Below are 17,815 nucleotides of genomic sequence, written 5' to 3' on the forward strand. Positions count from 1 at the left end.
CTTTCTGTGACTTCGACTTCAGTCAATTTACAAAGAGAGTAATGCAATGTCGATTAACTATAAATTGGTCATCGATGATCTAAGAGTGCAATTAGGTGACCACCCTGTCACAGATGATCCCGTCCGTCGTTTTGCTTGGTCTACCGATGCGAGTTACTTCAGAATCGTCCCCGAAGTCGTAGTACATGCCGAAACCCTAGAGCAAGTTAAACAGACGTTAGCGGTAGCACGAAAGCATAATGCGCCCGTGACCTTTAGGGCCGCCGGCACCAGTTTATCTGGCCAAGCTATCGGTGAAGGCATATTGCTGATCCTCGGCCATGATGGTTTTAGAAAAATTGAAGTCAGTAGCGACGCCAAGCAAATCACCCTAGGTGCCGCTGTTATTGGCTCCGATGCTAACGCCGTACTAGCGCCGCTTAACCGCAAAATTGGTCCCGATCCCGCCACTATAGGCTCCGCCAAAATTGGTGGTATTGTGGCAAACAATGCTTCGGGAATGTGCTGTGGTACAGCCCAAAACAGCTACCAAACGATTGCCTCAGCCAAGCTGCTTTTTGTCGATGGTACAGAGCTCGATACTGGCTGTGAAAAATCAAAGGCAGAATTTGCCAAAACCCACGGCAAAATGCTCGATGCGATAAAAGAACTGTCGCACATGACTCGCCATAATCCAGTATTGGCGGAGCGTATTCGTAAAAAATATTCCATCAAAAATACCACTGGCTATGGTATCAACTCGTTACTCGATTTTACCGATCCCTTCGACATCATTAATCATTTAATGGTGGGTATGGAAGGCACTTTAGCCTTCATTAACGAAGTCACCTACAACACTGTCAATGAGGCTAAATTTAAAGCCTCGGCCATGGCCGTGTTCCACAATATGGAAGATGCTGCCCGCGCTATTCCATTGATCAACGGTGAGAGTGTTGCAGCGGCGGAGCTCCTCGACTGGCCATCCATCAAAGCGGTAACCGGTAAACCTGGTATGCCAGACTGGCTATCGGAATTACCTGCATTATCCGCTATTTTGCTGATTGAATCCCGAGCCGATGATGCGCAAACCCTCGAAACTTATACCCAAGATGTCACCCAAAAACTTACCGGGTTTGACTTTATTCGCCCAATGGAATTTAGTGCCGACCCTGCGGTGTGTGACAAGTATTGGGCCATGCGTAAGGGGCTATTCCCGATTGTGGGCGGCGAGCGGCCAAAGGGTACCTCGGTCATTATCGAAGACGTAGCCTTCGAACTTGAGCATCTGGCGGCAGCAGCACGGGATATTACCGAGCTTTTCCATAAACATGGCTACCCAGAAGGCTGTATCTATGGCCATGCCCTAGCGGGTAACTTCCACTTTATTATTACCCCCACCTTCTCTACCCAAGCCGATATCGACCGCTTCCATGCCTTTATGGATGATATTGCCGATATGGTGATTAATAAGTACGACGGTTCAATGAAGGCCGAGCATGGCACTGGCCGTGCTGTGGCGCCGTTCGTCGAAAAAGAATGGGGACAAGATGCCTACACTCTGATGAAAAGCATCAAGCAAGTGTTCGATCCTAAGGGGATCCTAAACCCCGGCGTCATACTCAACGACGATAGCAATATCCACGTTAAAAACATCAAACCCTGCCCTGTGGTCGATGATTTTGTCGATAAGTGTATCGAATGTGGTTTCTGCGAAAAAACCTGCCCGACCTCGGCACTTAACTTCTCGCCACGTCAGCGTATCGCCACCCTGCGTGAAATTGAGCGTCTAGAGCAATCGGGTGATAAAGCCGCTGCAGCAGAAATGCGCGCCGCGGCTAAATACGATGTGGTTGATACCTGCGCCGCCTGCCAGCTGTGTACTATTGCCTGTCCGGTTGATAACAGCATGGGCCAATTGGTACGTAAATTGCGCACGCCGTACATCACCACCACTGAACAAAAAGTGCTGGATTTCCAAGCCAAACACTTTGGCGCAGTGAACCAAGTGATCAGCTCAGGTTTCGATATGCTCGGGGTTATCCATAAAATCACCGGCGATGGCATTACCAATGCCTTAATGAAAACCGGCCGCTTAATTTCTAAAGAAGTGCCCTATTGGAATCCGGATTTCCCTAAGGGCGGCAAACTGCCAAAACCATCGCCTGCTAAAGCTGGCCAAGAAACCGTGGTTTACTTCCCCGCCTGTGGCGGCAGAACCTTTGGCCCAACGCCGAAAGATCCCGATAATCGCACCCTGCCTGAAGTCGTTGTCACCCTGCTAGAACGCGCGGGTTATAACGTCATCACCCCAGAAAAGACCCGCGATCTCTGCTGTGGTCAGATGTGGGAATCTAAGGGTGACTTTAAAAATGCCGATGCCAAACGTCAGGAACTGATCGATGCGGTCAGCAAAATGACCAATGGTGGCAAGCTGCCTGTGGTCGTCGATGCACTGTCTTGTACCTATCGCACCCTCACGGGTAACCCCAAAGTACAAATTATCGACTTAGTTGAGTTTATGCACGACAACTTGCTCGATAAGCTCAATATCAGCAAAAAAGTCAATGTGGCTCTTCACTTAGGCTGTAGTGCTCGCAAGATGAAACTCGAGCCCAAAATGCAGGCGATTGCCAATGCCTGTTCAGCCCAAGTGCTAAAACCCGCAGGGATTGACTGCTGTGGTTACGCGGGTGAAAAAGGGTTATACAAACCCGAAATCAATGCCAGTGCACTGCGTAATATTAAAAAGCTGATCCCAGTAGAGATTAAGGAAGGCTATTACGCCAACCGTATGTGTGAGGTAGGTCTAACCCAACACAGTGGGATTTCCTATCGCCACTTAGCCTATCTGCTGGAAGAGTGCACCCGTTAATCATTCGTTAATGGCGTAAAAGCGGGGCTAATTTAGCCCGCTTTTACATCTAAAAGATATCATTCTCATTTATAGCTAAAACACAATTTAAAATCTTGAAACACAGCAATAAAAAACCAAATAAAACACAATAAAATCAATGCATTAAAATATTCTCATTTTTGCAAAAATCCATAGGATCATTTACTAAATTAGGGCTACATATTCTGTAAAGATAAGCCTATATTTGATCAACTACCTTAACATTTGTGTGGACATTGGGGACACAATGTAAGGCAATGTCGTTCACTAACAAGAAAGAGAAAACACCATGAAAATTGCTCTTTTCATCCCGTGTCTCGTTAATCAAATGATGCCAGATGTCGCTATCGCCACCTTGGAATTATTAGAAAAACTCGGGCACCAAGTGATTCTTCCCGAGGGCCAAACCTGCTGCGGGCAACCTATGACCAACTCGGGTTGCTTCGATGCAGCGCGCAGTACCACCCTTAAATTGCTCAACGCTTTTAAGGGAGTCGAATGCGACGCCATTGTTTGTCCCGCCGCCTCTTGCTTAGTGGCCGCAAAGGAAAACTTCCACGAGTTTGATAGCAGCCCAGAAGCCCAAGCGGTGATCGATAAACTCTATGAACTCACGGAGTTTTTACACGATATCGCACCAATCCCCGCCTTTACCAAGCCCTTCGCCCACAAAATCAGCCTGCAACTCAGTTGCCATGGCATCCGCATGTTGAGCCTTGCGACACCAAGCGAGCAAATGGGCCCAAGATTTAACAAAGTCGAAGCCGTATTAGCCAACATTGCAGGCATCGAAATCCTTTATCCCGATCGCCGTGATGAATGCTGTGGCTTTGGTGGAACATTCGCCGTCGATGAGGGCGCCGTTTCAGCCAAAATGGGCAAAGATAAGGCGCAGGCCCACGCGGCGACAGGGGCTCAATATGTGGTCGGTTTTGACCCATCTTGCCTATTACACCTCGATGGCATGATCCGCAGACAGCAATTGCCGATTGAAATTCGCCACATAGCGCAAGTGCTAAACGCAGCGCTCTAGGAGACTGACCATGGCTTATCAACACAATCACGGGGCGGTTGGCTCACAAGTCCATGCCCATAAGGCCGATATTTTTTGCCGCGATGAAACCCGAGTTGACTGGCACTCTAAAGCCCTTTGGGTGCTGCGAGAAAAACGCGACCGCGCCGCAGGAAGCTTGCCAGAATGGGAACAACTGCGTCAACTTGGCTCTGAAATCAAGCTACACACGCTAACCAATCTTGCTCAATATCTTGAAAATTTTGAAAAAAATTGTCAAGCAAACGGCATACAAGTTCATTGGGCCAAAGATGGCACCGAGCATAACCGTATCGTTCACGACATCTTATCCAGCCACAAAGTGAAAAAGCTGGTGAAGTCTAAGTCGATGCTGACCGAAGAATGCCACCTCAACCCGTATTTAGAGCAGCGTGGTATTGAAGTTATCGATACCGATTTAGGTGAGCGGATTATTCAGCTCGCCAAAATGCCGCCATCGCACATAGTTGTGCCCGCTATCCATATGAAAAAAGAAGAAGTCGGCGACCTCTTCCATGAGAAACTCGGCACTAAAGCGGGGGCATCCGATCCCTTGTATTTAGCCCGCGCCGCCCGCGCCCACCTGCGCCAACAGTTCCTCAGCGCCGATGCCGCGATGACGGGCGTGAACATGGCGATTGCCGATAAAGGCGCCGTGGTGGTTTGTACGAACGAAGGCAACGCCGATATGGGCGCTAACCTGCCTAAGTTGCAGCTGCATTCTATGGGCATAGATAAAATAGTCCCCGATGTCGATAGCGCAGCGGTGCTACTGCGCACACTGGCACGCAATGCCACCGGCCAACCTGTCACGACTTACAGCGCCTTTTACCGTGGTCCACAGCCCGAAGGCGAGATGCACATTATTATCGTCGACAATGGTCGAACTGAGATGCTCAAGGATAAAATCCTAGCAGAATCATTGAAGTGTATTCGTTGTGGTGGCTGTTTGAATACTTGTCCTGTGTATCGCCGTTCCGGTGGTTACAGCTACAACTACACCATTCCTGGTCCGATTGGGATTGCGGTGGGCGCCAAGCATGACGATACCAACTCCATCGCTTGGGCCTGTACTCTGTGTGGTAGCTGTACCTATGTCTGCCCGACCAAAGTACCGCTCGATAAGATTATTCATCACCACAGACGCCTTAAGGCCGAAGCGGGGCAACTCCCCTACGGTAAAAATGGCTATATGCCATTAGTCGGTAAATTTATGGCAAGTGAAACCATGCTAAATTGCTCTATGAGCATGGCAAGAACGGCGCTACGTATTTTACCTGGCAGTCTACTCAAGCCATTTAGTGGCGCATGGGGCAAATACCGTGAACTCCCAGTCGCCCCCAATTCCAGCTTTGAAGCTTGGTTTAAGAAACACAGGAGCCTATAAGATGTCTAGTAAACTTGAAATTCTCAATGCGCTCAAACTGTCGGCCTTAACCAATCACCCAATGCCGAGCATAGACGTGACGCCAAGGCTCGAAAACCTTGTCGGCCAGTTTGAAACTAACCTCAATGCTGTGGCGGGTACACTACATAAAGACGGTGGCATCAAAGCCCTGCAAGCCAAAGTGGATGAACTTGTCGCCCAAGGGTTACAGGTCATCTCCCTTGTAGAAGGTGTCACAGCAAACCGTGAAATGCCACCCACAGCCCACGAGCTCAAAGACATAGATTATGCAGTGATCCCGGGTGACATTGGCGTTGCTGAAAACGGTGCCATTTGGGTTAACAATAAGAATCTAGGCCACAGAGTGACGCCTTTTATCTGTGAAAACCTGATCTTAGCCCTGCCAACGAATAAGATTGTGCCGAACCTACATCAGGCAGCTAAAGAAATCACCTTAGCCTCAGGTGAGTTCGGAGTGTTTATCGCGGGTCCATCAAAAACCGCCGATATCGAACAAGCTCTCGTCGTTGGCGCCCACGGTGCCTGCAGCTTGAACGTGTATTTGCTCTAGAACCACGAATGAACGTCATGATGTAAAGTAACCTAGAAAACGCACAGGTTACGGGATAATCGAAACACAAAAGCCGCCTTCATCGGCGGCTTTCTTATTTAAACTTTAGCATCAGATGGCGAAACGAACTGGCAGTTAAACACGGGTATTGTTCAAGTCAATCCGAGGATGCAGGGCCGCCCCATTCTGCTGGTCAGGCTCCTTTATCAAGTCGCTTTAACCACGTGCTATAGCGCACAAACTGAGGATACCTTGGTAGTCTCCTCGACTCGGTTGATAGTATTCTCGACTATGTCCATGAGGCATTTATAGTAAAGGTGAGTAAATGAACGAAGTATTACTACAAATAAAGGCGCTCACCAATGGTGATCCTTTGTTGACGGCTGTCATTGTTGGAGTATTAACATTTACGCTAATTGGACTCGTAGGCTACATGCTAAAAGATGTCCCCGCGAAACTGTTAAGTTGGCTCAGTAGTCTGCTGTTTGTGCGGCTCACTATAGACGATAGCCATCAGGCGCGCGCAGAGATATTCAATAAGCTGTCCTTTTTGATCAGTAATACTACCATTCCGTTTTTTTCACGCTCTATCTCTGAGGCTGTGTACTTTGACTATGGTGTGAATTACGACGGGCGTGTCAGTGTTAAATCTATCGGCTACGGAATGCACCTGTTTAAATACTGTGGTTGTTTTATGTTGGCAACCCGTACTAAGGTCGATAGTACGATGGCATACGATTCTATTACTGTAAGAGCACCATGGTGGGCAAAAGATAAACTACATAGTTTTTTAGAAGATACTCGTGGAGACATCTCTACTGAGCCGAAAGTGAATATTTTCGAAGAAACCGAATGGTGTCGCTATGGCACATTGAAATCATCGGGTTTTAGTGAATTAGTGCTAGATGAAGGGTTTAAGCAGGAGTTGATGAGGGAAGTTGATAACTTCGCAAGTCGGGGAAAATCGGTTGTCAGTAAGCTAACCATACTGTTACATGGAAAAACGGGCACGGGTAAGACGGGTATAGCGAGAGCCTTAGCGGTTGAGTATCATCGCGATCTATACATATTGAATCTATCGACTGTCAATGATGCCACTATTCATAAGGCGATTAGAAAAGTACCGCCCGGAGCTATGTTGTTAATAGAGGACTGTGACTGTGTAAAGGCTACGGTATCACGTACTGCTGAAAGCAATGTCGATAACCCACCACTCACTTTAGGTGGCGTTTTAAACGCCTTAGACGGAATCGTCCCTCTTGATGATTGCCTTGTCATAATGACCACAAATCATCTTGATAATCTTGACCCAGCGTTAATACGTAAAGGTCGTGTAGATGTCAGTATTGAAGTACCGCTTATCAGTGCAAAACAAGTTAATGAAGACTACTTTGAGCGTTTTGGTGCCGTTCTTAATAGAACTGAGCCATTGTTAGGTTGTGAAGTCTATGAACTCCATCGCAGAGCGAGCTTAAGATATGGTGTGTGTTGTAAGCCAGTGTAGATGCTCTGGATTCAACAAACTAGGAGGTTATGATAGCCATGAATAACAATAAACTGATCGTCTTCAATTAGGGGTAACTGGCCGAGTTGCTGTAATCTGATTTTTAATTCCGCAAGCAGAAATACATTGTCATCCGCCAAACCGGCGGGAAAAACGGTTTTCGCAATTCTAATCGCGTTAATGGATTTATAGCGAATACGCCTTTGCACAAACAGACAATCAGTAGCCATGATCTCGGATAACACTTGATTGGAGGCTTCATAATCGAGAGGAAAGTCCTCTTCACCGACCAACTGTAGTTGCAAATACACAGGACGAGAAGCTAACAGCGTCATACATTCGCGCCATTTAGTATTATTCATCATAGAACTCATAATGTTAAATTGCTTTTTTACCCCTGATGATTAACAAGTTACCTTTGGTGTTTAACAGCCCATATAGGGATTAAAAATGGTAGCGCATAAAGTAAGCCGCTTAAAGTAATGGGCTAGACGTAAACTCGTTTAGTACATCTTCTGAGGTTGACTCATATTCAACCACCAGTTTATGGAGTGTAAGCCGATACACTCTCACCTCAATATTCCCTCGCACAGCATAAATTAAAGCGCCGCCATAGGTTGTTTCAGGCCCAAGATCTCCTGCTGGAACTTGCTCGGCGGCGCCAATATACAGGCACCCTGACAATACTGTTAAATTTGCAGAGAGATAATTCGAATTGAGCCCAGCCTCACCTAACTTGCGGAAAATTTCAACCTCATAACAGCCATCGATACCAAGTCCTACGAATAGCACATGACCTTGATTGATTTCCAAAATTTCGTCACTCGGCACAGACCACCAATCAGCCGTATCTTCGCAGCGATGAATTAATGCCGCGGGATCAAATATCGCCATTGTGGCGGTATCTGTGTCAAACCGAGTTGTTGTATAGGGTTTACTCATCATCCTTGCCCACTAACAGAAATGATTCTGACTACCTGTTTTATCCTTGATAACCTCAACACCGAAAATAGAAAGATCTCCATAATTTTATGCCATTACAACCACTTATAACAATCTGCTACATAAAGGCCTTGGTGAACGCTTCCTTCGACTGGCGAATATAGTTACGGGCGCTTTGGGCATGTTGCTCCCACACGGCGCGATCGCTTGGGTCGGTGAAAGGGTTTTGTTCGGCGGCAATTGAGCGTTCAAAACGGTCATAGAAGGTTAACATGGCCGAAGTGATCTGGTTAAAGCGCTCCTTGAACTCTTGAAATTCATCAATTTTTTCAGTGGTCTTAATCATATACTGCACAAGTTCAGCATTGCTATTTGACGCTAATAGGGCTTCGGCCTTAGCGCTAATATTGGCGCTGGCATCGGCGATCACTAATGCACGGGTTTGTTCGTCCTTACTCATCACTCGGCTGTAATTTTCAGGGGTGCGGGCAATCCCAGCATGTTGTAAATAGCTGCGCAGGTGCTTGTCGAGATCGCGGCGAAACGTATCTAAGTTCTTCTGCATATTGACTAAATCATTATCGAGCGCTGTGACCTGTTGCAACTCTTTCTCGATTTCAGACATAAATCGCTCGGCCTGCTGGTAGATCTTTAGGCCATTTTCTTCGGCAAACTTTTTATCGCTGCGGCTCAAGTCGCTGTTGTCATAGTTAGAGCGATCAAAAGTCGCGGCCAAGAATGACTTAAAAGGTTCGGCAAAGGCGGAATAAGCACCGGCACTGACCACATTTAATGTGGCGGTTGCCAAGTCACCGAAGGGTTTCACCATAGAACCTAAACGCGCCTGCTGGATAGGCGATGCCACTCGTTTAGCATCGGTCAGAACCGACCTAAAAGTGTTATAACCTAATGGGTTAGACATCTTATTGCGCTCAGAGGTTGCTAATACGAAGGTAATACTCGAATAGATGGCATTGGAGTATTCGAGGTATTGCCTTTGGCTCTCAAGCTGGGCGGCGTAATTTTTACCAAGGGTGCGAAATGACTCGGATTGTACCTCGTAATTTTTATCTTCCTTAAGCTTATCTAAAATCCCACCGATAATTTTTTGCTCGTTTTTTTGCAGCGCAATATCGAGGCGAATTTTATCGAGCGTCAGATCGTCCAAGCTTATAGAGCCATTGATGGACTCGATGTCAAGGCGAATATACTGGCGGCTCGGGTCGTCAATAGAGACGCGATGGGCCAAATATTCATTCGCGCCGGGGGTGATATCGATTAAGGCGACATGCTGCCACTGGGCATCGAGTTTTAATACCGGAGAGGTTAATACATTGATTCGATACTGGGTTTGAGTATTTTGAGTTTTCACCCAAAACTCTAATAGGCCCGCTTCTGAAATAGGATACTTACTGACGATACTGCTATTGCCTTCGGCGCATAGGAGTGCGCTTTCACCGCTGTGGGGCTCAGCGCCTTCAAATTGGCAACCCATGATCCACGACCAAGGTTGAGATAAACGATTACCTTCAAAGTCGCTGGCAAACACTAACTCATTATCTTTGGCACTGGCATTAACACTAGTTAACACGCCAAACAACAGCATAGAAATGACTGCAGTGGTGCGCATAGGGGCCTCATTAAAAACATAAATGACTAAAACCAGCGAAATGTATCAGAGCACATCATCCCACGCTAGCCCTAAGTCATATTTGCCGCAAAAGATATTTACATCACCGCTCGCACTAAAATAAAAGCCCTCCACATGGGGAATTAGGCTTAATCTTGGGCAGTTTTAGCCGAAGGGACAAGTAGACGCGATTCGACCCGTCCCATGGCGATAAACATCCAAATGGTGAGAATTGCGCTACAGGTCGCCAATGATATCCACACACCAACAACCCCAAATGCCCAAGCAAAACAGTAAATTATCGCGGCAATCAGGATAAGTTTAGCGCCTGTCAGAATCGAGGCTTGCCGAGAGCAATTAATCGCCTGAAAGAAACTCGCACCAACTAAGATCAAACCTTCCATAGGTAAGCCCCAGAAATACCAACGCATGCCCTCAATTGCCACCGGCGTTAAGTTAGGATTATCGCCAGCAAATAAATACACTAACCACTCGGGGCGAGAATAGATCAGCAATAACCCTAATACCGCGGTGAGTAGCGTCATGCCAAAGGCAATATTGCGCGCCTGTTTTACCCGATCGAACCGCCCTGCTCCCGCATTAAAACTGTAAATGGGCTGAGTACCAAGGGCGATACCCTCAAAAATCAAATAGAAAAACGCTTCGGTGTAACTCACTACGCCGTATGCGGCAACATGCAAAGGTCCACCGACCCACAAAAAGGCCGTATTGTGCAGGGTTAACACTATCGACAGATAGAGGTTCATCAAAAAGCTGGGAAGCCCCACACGGGCGATATTCAAACAATTGTCGAGCTTGAGCTTCATCTGCTCAAGGTTGATCTTTAGCTGGGTACGCGGACTAAAAAAGTGCTGCAAACACAAAAGCCCAGTCACAGCCTGGGACAACATAGTCGCAATCGCGGCCCCCGCCAAACCGAAGGGAAACACCACAATAAATAGCCAATCTAAGAAAGTATTAAGCACTCCCCCTAAGATCAGCACAAAGGTCACCATAGAAGGCCGACCATCATTACGCAATAACGTCGTAAAAGTCATGGAGATAATGGGAAAATGACACAGGGCGAAATACCAAAATAGGTATTCGTTGGCATTCTCAAGGATTTCCCCTTCTGCACCTAAGGCGATTAAAATATCCCTGGAAAATACCCCGCCAATAAGGGCAAAAAACGCGCCAGCCAATAGACATAGGCTAAAGGCATTACCGAGGAGTTTACGCGCCTTAGCGACATTGCCTTGGCCAAGATTGATCGACACTAATGCCGCGCTGCCCATGCCTATCATGGCACCAACGGCATATAAAATGGCCCCAACAGGGTACGCTAGCATCATGCCCGCCAGCCCAGTTTCACCTAAGTAATGCCCAACGAAAATGCCGTCAATAGTGACATACACCCCAGTCACGAGCATGGACGCTATGGTGGGTATGGTATAACGCCAAAAAAGCTTGGCGATCGGCTCCTTGAGCAAATGCTGATCTATTGGTGCCTGGGATAGTGCTGTCATTACCGTGTCTCAAAAAGATTAAGGAGGCGCGCATCGGATCTAAAAAAATATCAATGAACAAAAATGCGGCAACGGATTGTACCTAAATTTCGCCATAAAACAAAACCGGATCATTCGATTTAATTTATGGCAAAACATAATAATCACAACAAGTTATACATAAAACAGTTTCATTTCAGCCCGGTGACAATCGCAGCACCACTTGGCAACAGTTCTAGGGCAACTCATCATTTTTCGCTACTTTTTTGGTATTTAATCTTGAATTAGGTAAAGTGTTGGCTTAAATAACTCAAATTGGGTTTTATGTCTTAAGTAAAATAACGAAAGACATATATCTAACATATTGATAAAAAATGAGTTATAGACAATTTAATTTGATAACAATAATAAAGGGAAGGACATGAGTCAAAATAGTCCAAATGCAGAAAACGATCTGCGGGAAGTAAAACAGCTAGGCATGTGGGCCTCTATCACGAGCTTGGGCTACATTTTTTGGCTCGTTGGCGGCATGGAGCTGGTCGAACGTATCGCCTACTACGGTGTTAAGGCGAGTGCGGGTCTGTATGCCAAGGCCCCCGAATCGGCGGGTGGTTTAGGCATAAGCCTTAGTGACTACGGCATTATTATTTCGCTGTGGGCCATTATGCAGACCTTTGTCCCGGTATTTACTGGCGGCATTTCCGATAGAGTCGGCTATAAAGAAACCATCTTTGGCTCGACCATCATTAAGATTTTTGGCTATCTGGTGATGGCATTTTTCCCCAGTTTTTGGGGATTTCTCGCGGGTTCTTTACTCCTCGCCATAGGCACAGGGATATTTAAACCCGGTATTCAAGGCACCTTAGTGCTATCGACCAATCGCAATAATACCTCCATGGCTTGGGGGATTTTTTACCAAGTGGTGAACATTGGTGGCTTTTTAGGGCCACTGGTTGCCGTACATATGCGCCAACTATCCTGGGACAATGTATTCTTCGCCTGCGCGGCAATTATCTCACTCAACTTCTTATTTTTACTGACTTACACTGAACCCGGTAAAGCCGAGCGACTGGCACGCAACAAGCAGATTAAGTCAGGGGAAATCAAGCAAGAAGCCCTGTGGCGTGATGCATGGCATGAGCTGAAAAAGCCAATAGTGATCTACTATATGCTGGTATTTTCAGGTTTCTGGTTCCTGTTCAACGCCCTGTTCGATGTGCTGCCCATCCATATTTCCGAATGGGTCGACACTAGCGTCATCGTCACCTCGCTTTTTGGTAGCGAAGGCACCAGTAACGGCATCCTGCAATTCTGGCTCGGTCTCAATAACGAAGGCACTAAGGTGATGCCAGAGGGCATGCTCAACCTCAATGCGGGTCTGATCATGACCAGTTGCTTTATCATCGCCGCATTGACCGCCAAATATCGCATCACCACGGCCATGTTAATTGGTTGCTTGCTGAGTATTTTAGCTTTTGTGTTTATTGGTGCTTTCCATGCGGCTTGGTTTATCGTGCTCGCTATTGCCATGTTTTCCATCGGCGAAATGATGATAAGCCCGAAGAAAAACGAATTTATGGGCAATATCGCCCCCGAAGGCAAAAAGGCCATGTACCTAGGGTTTGTGATGTTACCCCAAGGGATTGGTTGGGGATTAGAAGGCTACTTTGGCCCTAAACTCTATGAGATTTATGCCTCTAAGGAATTATTTTCACGGGATTTATTACTAGAACGCGGCATGGGTAGCACGGAGGTAGATGCCATCCCACAGGGTGAAGCCTTTACGACTCTGGTGAGCTATACCGGGGAAAATGCCCATGATCTCACGCAACTGCTCTACCATAGCCACAACATAGGCATGGCTTGGTACATTATTGCTGCGATAGGCACGATTTCTGCGGTCGGAATTTATTTCTATGGTAAGTGGTTACTGACACTGCAAAAGGCGCAGCAAGCGGCGCAGTAACCCAAACAACATTTGAAAGTGAGTATGCACATACTCACTTTTTTATTGGGCGATTGGCAATCAGTCCAGCAGCGTTGGGGTGAATTGTTCGGCGCTGAGCACTAACCCCAATTCTTGAATTTGAGTCTGCAGCTGACTTAACGCTTGATCCACTGTGGCTAAGGTTAAGGTATTATCATCCAATAGATACACTTGCCTTAAGCTCGTATAGTAAAACAACAAAGTAATCAGCGCATTAACATCATTTTTAGCCGCAGCAGCCTTTATTTTAATCAGCTTACGGTAGATACGATTCTGCAACTGTTTTAACTGCCAAACATAGTAAATTTCAGTAAAAAACGGTTTTGCTTTAAGTTGAAACACTATGGCACTGCAGAGGATCACCGCCAGTATCACCCCGAGTAAATTTAAGTGAAAATTCCCCGTAGGCTCACCGGATATAGCAGGCACACCGAAAAGCGCAATCAGCCCTGCCCCGAAGGAAAGCGAGAGCAATATCAGGCTAAGCACTAAAGTCACCATAAATAAGTTCATGTTTTTGCGGTAAATGCCTTTATCAACATGCTGTAACTTCATAATCTCCATTCTCAAATAGCCGCCTAAATAGGCGTAATGTTTAATGCGAGGCTTAGCATACTCGAATCCCCTTTCGTCGGCCTTAAATGATTAAAGACTGATGAAGATACAAATTGAAACAACCTGAAAATTAAGGTTAACTGTCAAACTAATACAAGCAGTTAATTCAGTACTATTCACCCAATAAAACAGAGTGACTCGATTACACTTAACACACGCAATGTCTACGAATGTTCAAAAAGGTGTACAATTTACTGGCTATGAATGTCGTTTATCCCCTAAGCCTTGGATCCCACTAATTTAATATGATAAATCCCCTAAGGAGCGCCATGATACTGAGCAAAATCCATCCCAAAGCTCTCCTTTTAGCACTCAGTGGCTTTTGCTGTACTGTTCAGGCTGAGGATCTGCTTGCGGTTGGTACTCGCTTTAATCAAATCTTTGAACAACAAGCCAATGGGGAATTTACTGGCCTTGGGGTCGATATATTGAACCGTTTCGCCAAGCAACAAAAAGTCACTATTCACTATCAAATGACCCCTTGGCGCCGAGCTCAGTCTATGGTTGAACGCGGTCAAGCAGATATTTTGATCGGGCCATACTTCAACCAAGCTCGGCAACACCTACTCTCCTTCTCGGCCAAGGCTTTCTACCGTGATGAGATTGTTTTTTACGCCCGAAAAACCAGCATCATCCCCTGGAATGGTGACTACGAGAGTATCAAAGGTCTACGCATAGGTAAGATGCAGGGCTGGAGTTATGGAGAATTATTTAATGAAAAAACTCAGTCACTTACCATAAATGAGTTTGTTGATATCAAGAGTGGTATTGAACGTTTATCCCGCGGCGATCTCGATCTGCTGGCCACCAATGTGCGTAATACCGAGGCGACCTTAGCTAATATAAAAATCCCCCAGGCGATCGACCCCATTTTTCCGCTTATCGATACTCAGGATGGTTTTATGGCGTTCCCTAAACAAGCGCAATTTGCACCGCTCAAGCAGCAATTCGACTTTTTCTTCGAGGATATGCTGCAAAGCGGCGAACTTGCCAACCTTAGCAAAATCCATCGAGTGACTATTCCCGATTAAATCCCCAATTAAATCCCTAACTAAATCCCAATTAAACGACTAAACAAGCCATTAACTGCTGCTCGATATCATCCCAATCCAATTCTTGGGTCGCAATCATCTCTAATCTCGAGTCTAAGGTGTCATCGATTTCGGTAATATGACGCTCCCTATCCACCCAATTAATGCCCACAATACCGTCGGTAGTGATCATCACGGCTTTCAACCTCAGTAGCGATGCTCCCGCCGAAGCCAACTTAGTTTGCCGTTCGACAAACGCCATTAGCCTATAAAAATCAAACTCTTGAGAAGGTTCAAATACCCAGCCACAGCTAAAACATCCTTCGCCTTGATTCTGTTTACGCGCAATTCCACGTGGGTCAAAGCTGAGTAACTGTTCACTATCACTCTCGGCAAAAAGCCCCATCTCAGCCAATGAAGTAACCGTCCCGCGCAGTAAACTGTGGGGCTTTGCAACCGCATTGGCCTTAAGTGCCCATGTTCGCTCCCGCCGTGGTTGATCCAGAAAAACGCGTAATTCCAGTGGCAAGTCACGCTGTGAACTATGGCTGACGATAGGAATATCAATACGCTGTAAATCATTAATATAAGCGTGCAGCGCCGTTAATAGTGCGTCACTTTCTGTACAGTCACTTCCTGCAATTTCGGCATCTGAATATAAATCCGCCTTAGTGGCCACAATCACATCGGCAACCTGTAATTGCTGGATAAAGTTTGCATGGGTGTTGTAACGGGGATCGCTCACCTTTCTGGCATCGACTAGGCATAAAGTGCTGCGTAGGGAAATCACATTCTGATAGTGGGGCGCTGATAATACCTTAATGATTTCATTTGGATGACCCAGTCCCGTGGGTTCAATAAGCAAACGATCGGGTTTAGCCCTAGCAATCAGTTGATTGATGGCAACTTGGGTCGGCACCCCCGCCGCGCAACACATACAGCCCCCGGAAACCTCACGGATCTGGATCCCCGCATCGCTATTGTTGAGTAAACCTGCGTCAATCCCCACTTCGCCAAACTCATTGACTAATACGGCCCAGGTTTCATTCTCCGGTTTAGTTGCCAGTAATTGCTTGATTAAAGAGGTTTTACCGACCCCTAAAAAACCTGTGATGATATTAGTGGGAATGGCTTTTACTATCATGGCTAAACTCAACTGGGTCTAAAATAGGTTGGGATAACTAGGCTAGTCTGGGTTATTTCGGCTTATTACCGCGGGATGCGCCAAAACCCGAGCGATTTGCCGAGGGGGATTTCGGCTTAGCTTTATTAAAACCATTCCCCGCCGGAGCATTAGCGCCTTGGGTCGGTTTATCTTTAGCGTATTTCCCCGCTCGAGATGGTGCTTGGCGGGACCGCGCTTGACTCTCACTAGACGGACCACTCGACTTGCCGTTCGACTTACCAATAGTGCGATCCTTAGGGGCCTTATAGCTCCACTTAGTCGCCTTGGCCGTCGATGCTGGCGACTCGCGGTAACGTCCTAGCAATGGTGCACCCTCTTCATAACCTGGCTCGACCGACACGGGCAGTGTTTGTCCAATCAAGGCTTCAATTTCAGCGAGCATCTCATCATCGGAGGGGGACACAAAAGTGATGGCTCGACCCGAGAGTCCGGCACGGCCAGTGCGGCCAATGCGATGGACATAATCTTCGGCAAGGAAGGGCAACTCTAAGTTAATCACTAAGGGCAAGGCCTGAATATCGAGGCCACGGGCCGCCACATCGGTGGCCACTAATACCCGTAGTTTGCCCGCTTTAAAATCCTCTAACACGCGGTTTCGAGCGCCTTGGGTTTTATCCCCATGGAACACGCCCGCAGCGATACCATCGAGCTTTAATTCCTGCAATAAATACTCGGCACTCTCCTTAGTACTGGCAAACACAAGCACTTGGCGCCAGTTATGACGGCCAACGAGTTCGGACAACAATTCGGCCTTACGGCGTTTATCGACGCGATACACTTCCTGCACTACGGTCGATGCCGTCGTATTTTCGGCCACATTGACCCACTGGGGTTCATTGAGCATCTTCTCGGCGAGCTGTTTAACCGCATCGCTATAGGTTGCTGAAAACAACATGGTTTGGTGCAATGGCGCGATTAAACGCTTCACCTTTTCAATATCGCGCACAAAGCCTAAGTCCAGCATACGGTCGGCTTCATCGACAACGAGCGTCGTTACACTCGATAAATCTAAATTAAACTGTCCAATAATGTCGAACAAACGTCCCGGGGTCGCCACCAGAATATCCACCCCTTGCTCCACTCCTTTACGCTGCGGATTCATATTTGCGCCGCCGTAAACCGCTAGGGTTTTAAGGGGTAAGAACTGGCTATATTTTTGAATATTATCACAAACTTGGATAGCAAGTTCGCGGGTGGGTGTCATCACCAGAGCGCGCAGTGTGGGTTTATCGATATTCTCAGCGGACAATTTTTCAAGCACAGGTAAAGCAAAAGAGGCCGTTTTACCCGTTCCCGTTTGAGCGCAGGCCATAATATCTTTGCCTTCAAAGGCAAGCGGGATCACTTTCTCTTGTACTTGAGTGAGTTGCAGATAGCCGCACTCAGTTATCGCATTCAAAATGGGGGAAGATAAACCGAGTGTTTCAAATTTCATAAAGACTCTTTAGCTAAGTGGCAAAACATCTAAGGGGTTGCAAGGAAAGCGCACTGCCCCTAAAAGCAGGGCCGCGGAGTCTACCAAAATCCACGGCGT

Annotated in this window: 14 protein-coding genes; 7 read left to right on the forward strand and 7 right to left on the reverse strand. The window is 46.8% G+C overall.

Annotation, left to right across the window (positions count from 1 at the left end; translation table 11 throughout):
• Positions 1 to 46: 46 nt before the first annotated feature.
• The 5 genes from MJO46_RS06060 to MJO46_RS06080 all read left to right on the forward strand — a co-directional run bounded on the left by MJO46_RS06060 (position 47) and on the right by MJO46_RS06080 (position 7,385).
• Positions 47 to 2,851, forward strand: a complete 2,805-nt coding sequence (locus MJO46_RS06060) for an FAD-binding and (Fe-S)-binding domain-containing protein (RefSeq protein ID WP_253988542.1) — start codon at positions 47 to 49, stop codon at positions 2,849 to 2,851.
• A 310-nt stretch (positions 2,852 to 3,161) separates the two neighbouring features.
• Positions 3,162 to 3,905 carry a (Fe-S)-binding protein gene (locus MJO46_RS06065; protein ID WP_253988543.1) on the forward strand — a complete coding sequence of 248 codons (744 nt, stop codon included), beginning with the start codon at positions 3,162 to 3,164 and terminating at the stop codon, positions 3,903 to 3,905.
• A gap of 10 nt (positions 3,906 to 3,915) precedes the next feature.
• Positions 3,916 to 5,310, forward strand: a complete 1,395-nt coding sequence (locus MJO46_RS06070) for a lactate utilization protein B (protein ID WP_253988544.1) — start codon at positions 3,916 to 3,918, stop codon at positions 5,308 to 5,310.
• A 1-nt stretch (position 5,311) separates the two neighbouring features.
• The gene (locus MJO46_RS06075) at positions 5,312 to 5,881 is read left to right on the forward strand and encodes an LUD domain-containing protein (protein WP_253988545.1); all 570 of its coding nucleotides are present in this window, start codon (positions 5,312 to 5,314) and stop codon (positions 5,879 to 5,881) included.
• 325 nt (positions 5,882 to 6,206) lie between these two features.
• The gene (locus MJO46_RS06080) at positions 6,207 to 7,385 is read left to right on the forward strand and encodes an AAA family ATPase (protein WP_367880909.1); all 1,179 of its coding nucleotides are present in this window, start codon (positions 6,207 to 6,209) and stop codon (positions 7,383 to 7,385) included.
• A gap of 11 nt (positions 7,386 to 7,396) precedes the next feature.
• Here MJO46_RS06080 and MJO46_RS06085 read toward each other — a convergent pair whose 3' ends face one another.
• The 4 genes from MJO46_RS06085 to MJO46_RS06100 all read right to left on the reverse strand — a co-directional run bounded on the left by MJO46_RS06085 (position 7,397) and on the right by MJO46_RS06100 (position 11,483).
• Positions 7,397 to 7,750, reverse strand: a complete 354-nt coding sequence (locus tag MJO46_RS06085) for a hypothetical protein (protein ID WP_253988547.1) — start codon at positions 7,748 to 7,750, stop codon at positions 7,397 to 7,399.
• A gap of 109 nt (positions 7,751 to 7,859) precedes the next feature.
• A complete protein-coding gene (locus MJO46_RS06090) occupies positions 7,860 to 8,327 on the reverse strand; it encodes a DUF6386 family protein (protein WP_253988548.1) in 468 nt (155 codons plus the stop codon).
• Positions 8,328 to 8,445: 118 nt separating this feature from the next.
• The gene (locus MJO46_RS06095) at positions 8,446 to 9,957 is read right to left on the reverse strand and encodes a hypothetical protein (protein ID WP_253988549.1); all 1,512 of its coding nucleotides are present in this window, start codon (positions 9,955 to 9,957) and stop codon (positions 8,446 to 8,448) included.
• A gap of 149 nt (positions 9,958 to 10,106) precedes the next feature.
• The gene (locus MJO46_RS06100) at positions 10,107 to 11,483 is read right to left on the reverse strand and encodes an MATE family efflux transporter (protein WP_253988550.1); all 1,377 of its coding nucleotides are present in this window, start codon (positions 11,481 to 11,483) and stop codon (positions 10,107 to 10,109) included.
• 400 nt (positions 11,484 to 11,883) lie between these two features.
• Here MJO46_RS06100 and MJO46_RS06105 point away from each other — a divergent pair, with 400 nt between their 5' ends.
• Positions 11,884 to 13,428, forward strand: coding sequence for an MFS transporter (locus MJO46_RS06105; protein ID WP_253988551.1), 1,545 nt, complete (start codon positions 11,884 to 11,886; stop codon positions 13,426 to 13,428).
• Positions 13,429 to 13,488: 60 nt separating this feature from the next.
• Here MJO46_RS06105 and MJO46_RS06110 read toward each other — a convergent pair whose 3' ends face one another.
• Positions 13,489 to 14,004, reverse strand: a complete 516-nt coding sequence (locus MJO46_RS06110; RefSeq protein ID WP_253988552.1) for a DUF3087 domain-containing protein — start codon at positions 14,002 to 14,004, stop codon at positions 13,489 to 13,491.
• 329 nt (positions 14,005 to 14,333) lie between these two features.
• Here MJO46_RS06110 and MJO46_RS06115 point away from each other — a divergent pair, with 329 nt between their 5' ends.
• Entirely contained in the window at positions 14,334 to 15,095 is a 762-nt protein-coding gene (locus tag MJO46_RS06115; RefSeq protein ID WP_253988553.1) for an ABC transporter substrate-binding protein, read from the forward strand.
• Between the two features lie 31 nt (positions 15,096 to 15,126).
• Here the strand turns inward: MJO46_RS06115 and MJO46_RS06120 are convergent, their stop codons facing one another.
• Together MJO46_RS06120 and MJO46_RS06125 are read right to left on the reverse strand one after the other, a co-directional pair.
• A complete protein-coding gene (locus tag MJO46_RS06120) occupies positions 15,127 to 16,239 on the reverse strand; it encodes a GTP-binding protein (RefSeq protein WP_253988554.1) in 1,113 nt (370 codons plus the stop codon).
• 52 nt (positions 16,240 to 16,291) lie between these two features.
• Positions 16,292 to 17,716: a DEAD/DEAH box helicase gene (locus tag MJO46_RS06125; protein ID WP_253988555.1), complete on the reverse strand. Its 1,425-nt coding sequence runs from the start codon at positions 17,714 to 17,716 to the stop codon at positions 16,292 to 16,294.
• Between the last annotated feature and the right edge of the window lie 99 nt (positions 17,717 to 17,815).

Source organism: Shewanella sp. KJ2020, from assembly GCF_024197625.1.
Taxonomy (GTDB): Bacteria; Pseudomonadota; Gammaproteobacteria; order Enterobacterales; family Shewanellaceae; genus Shewanella.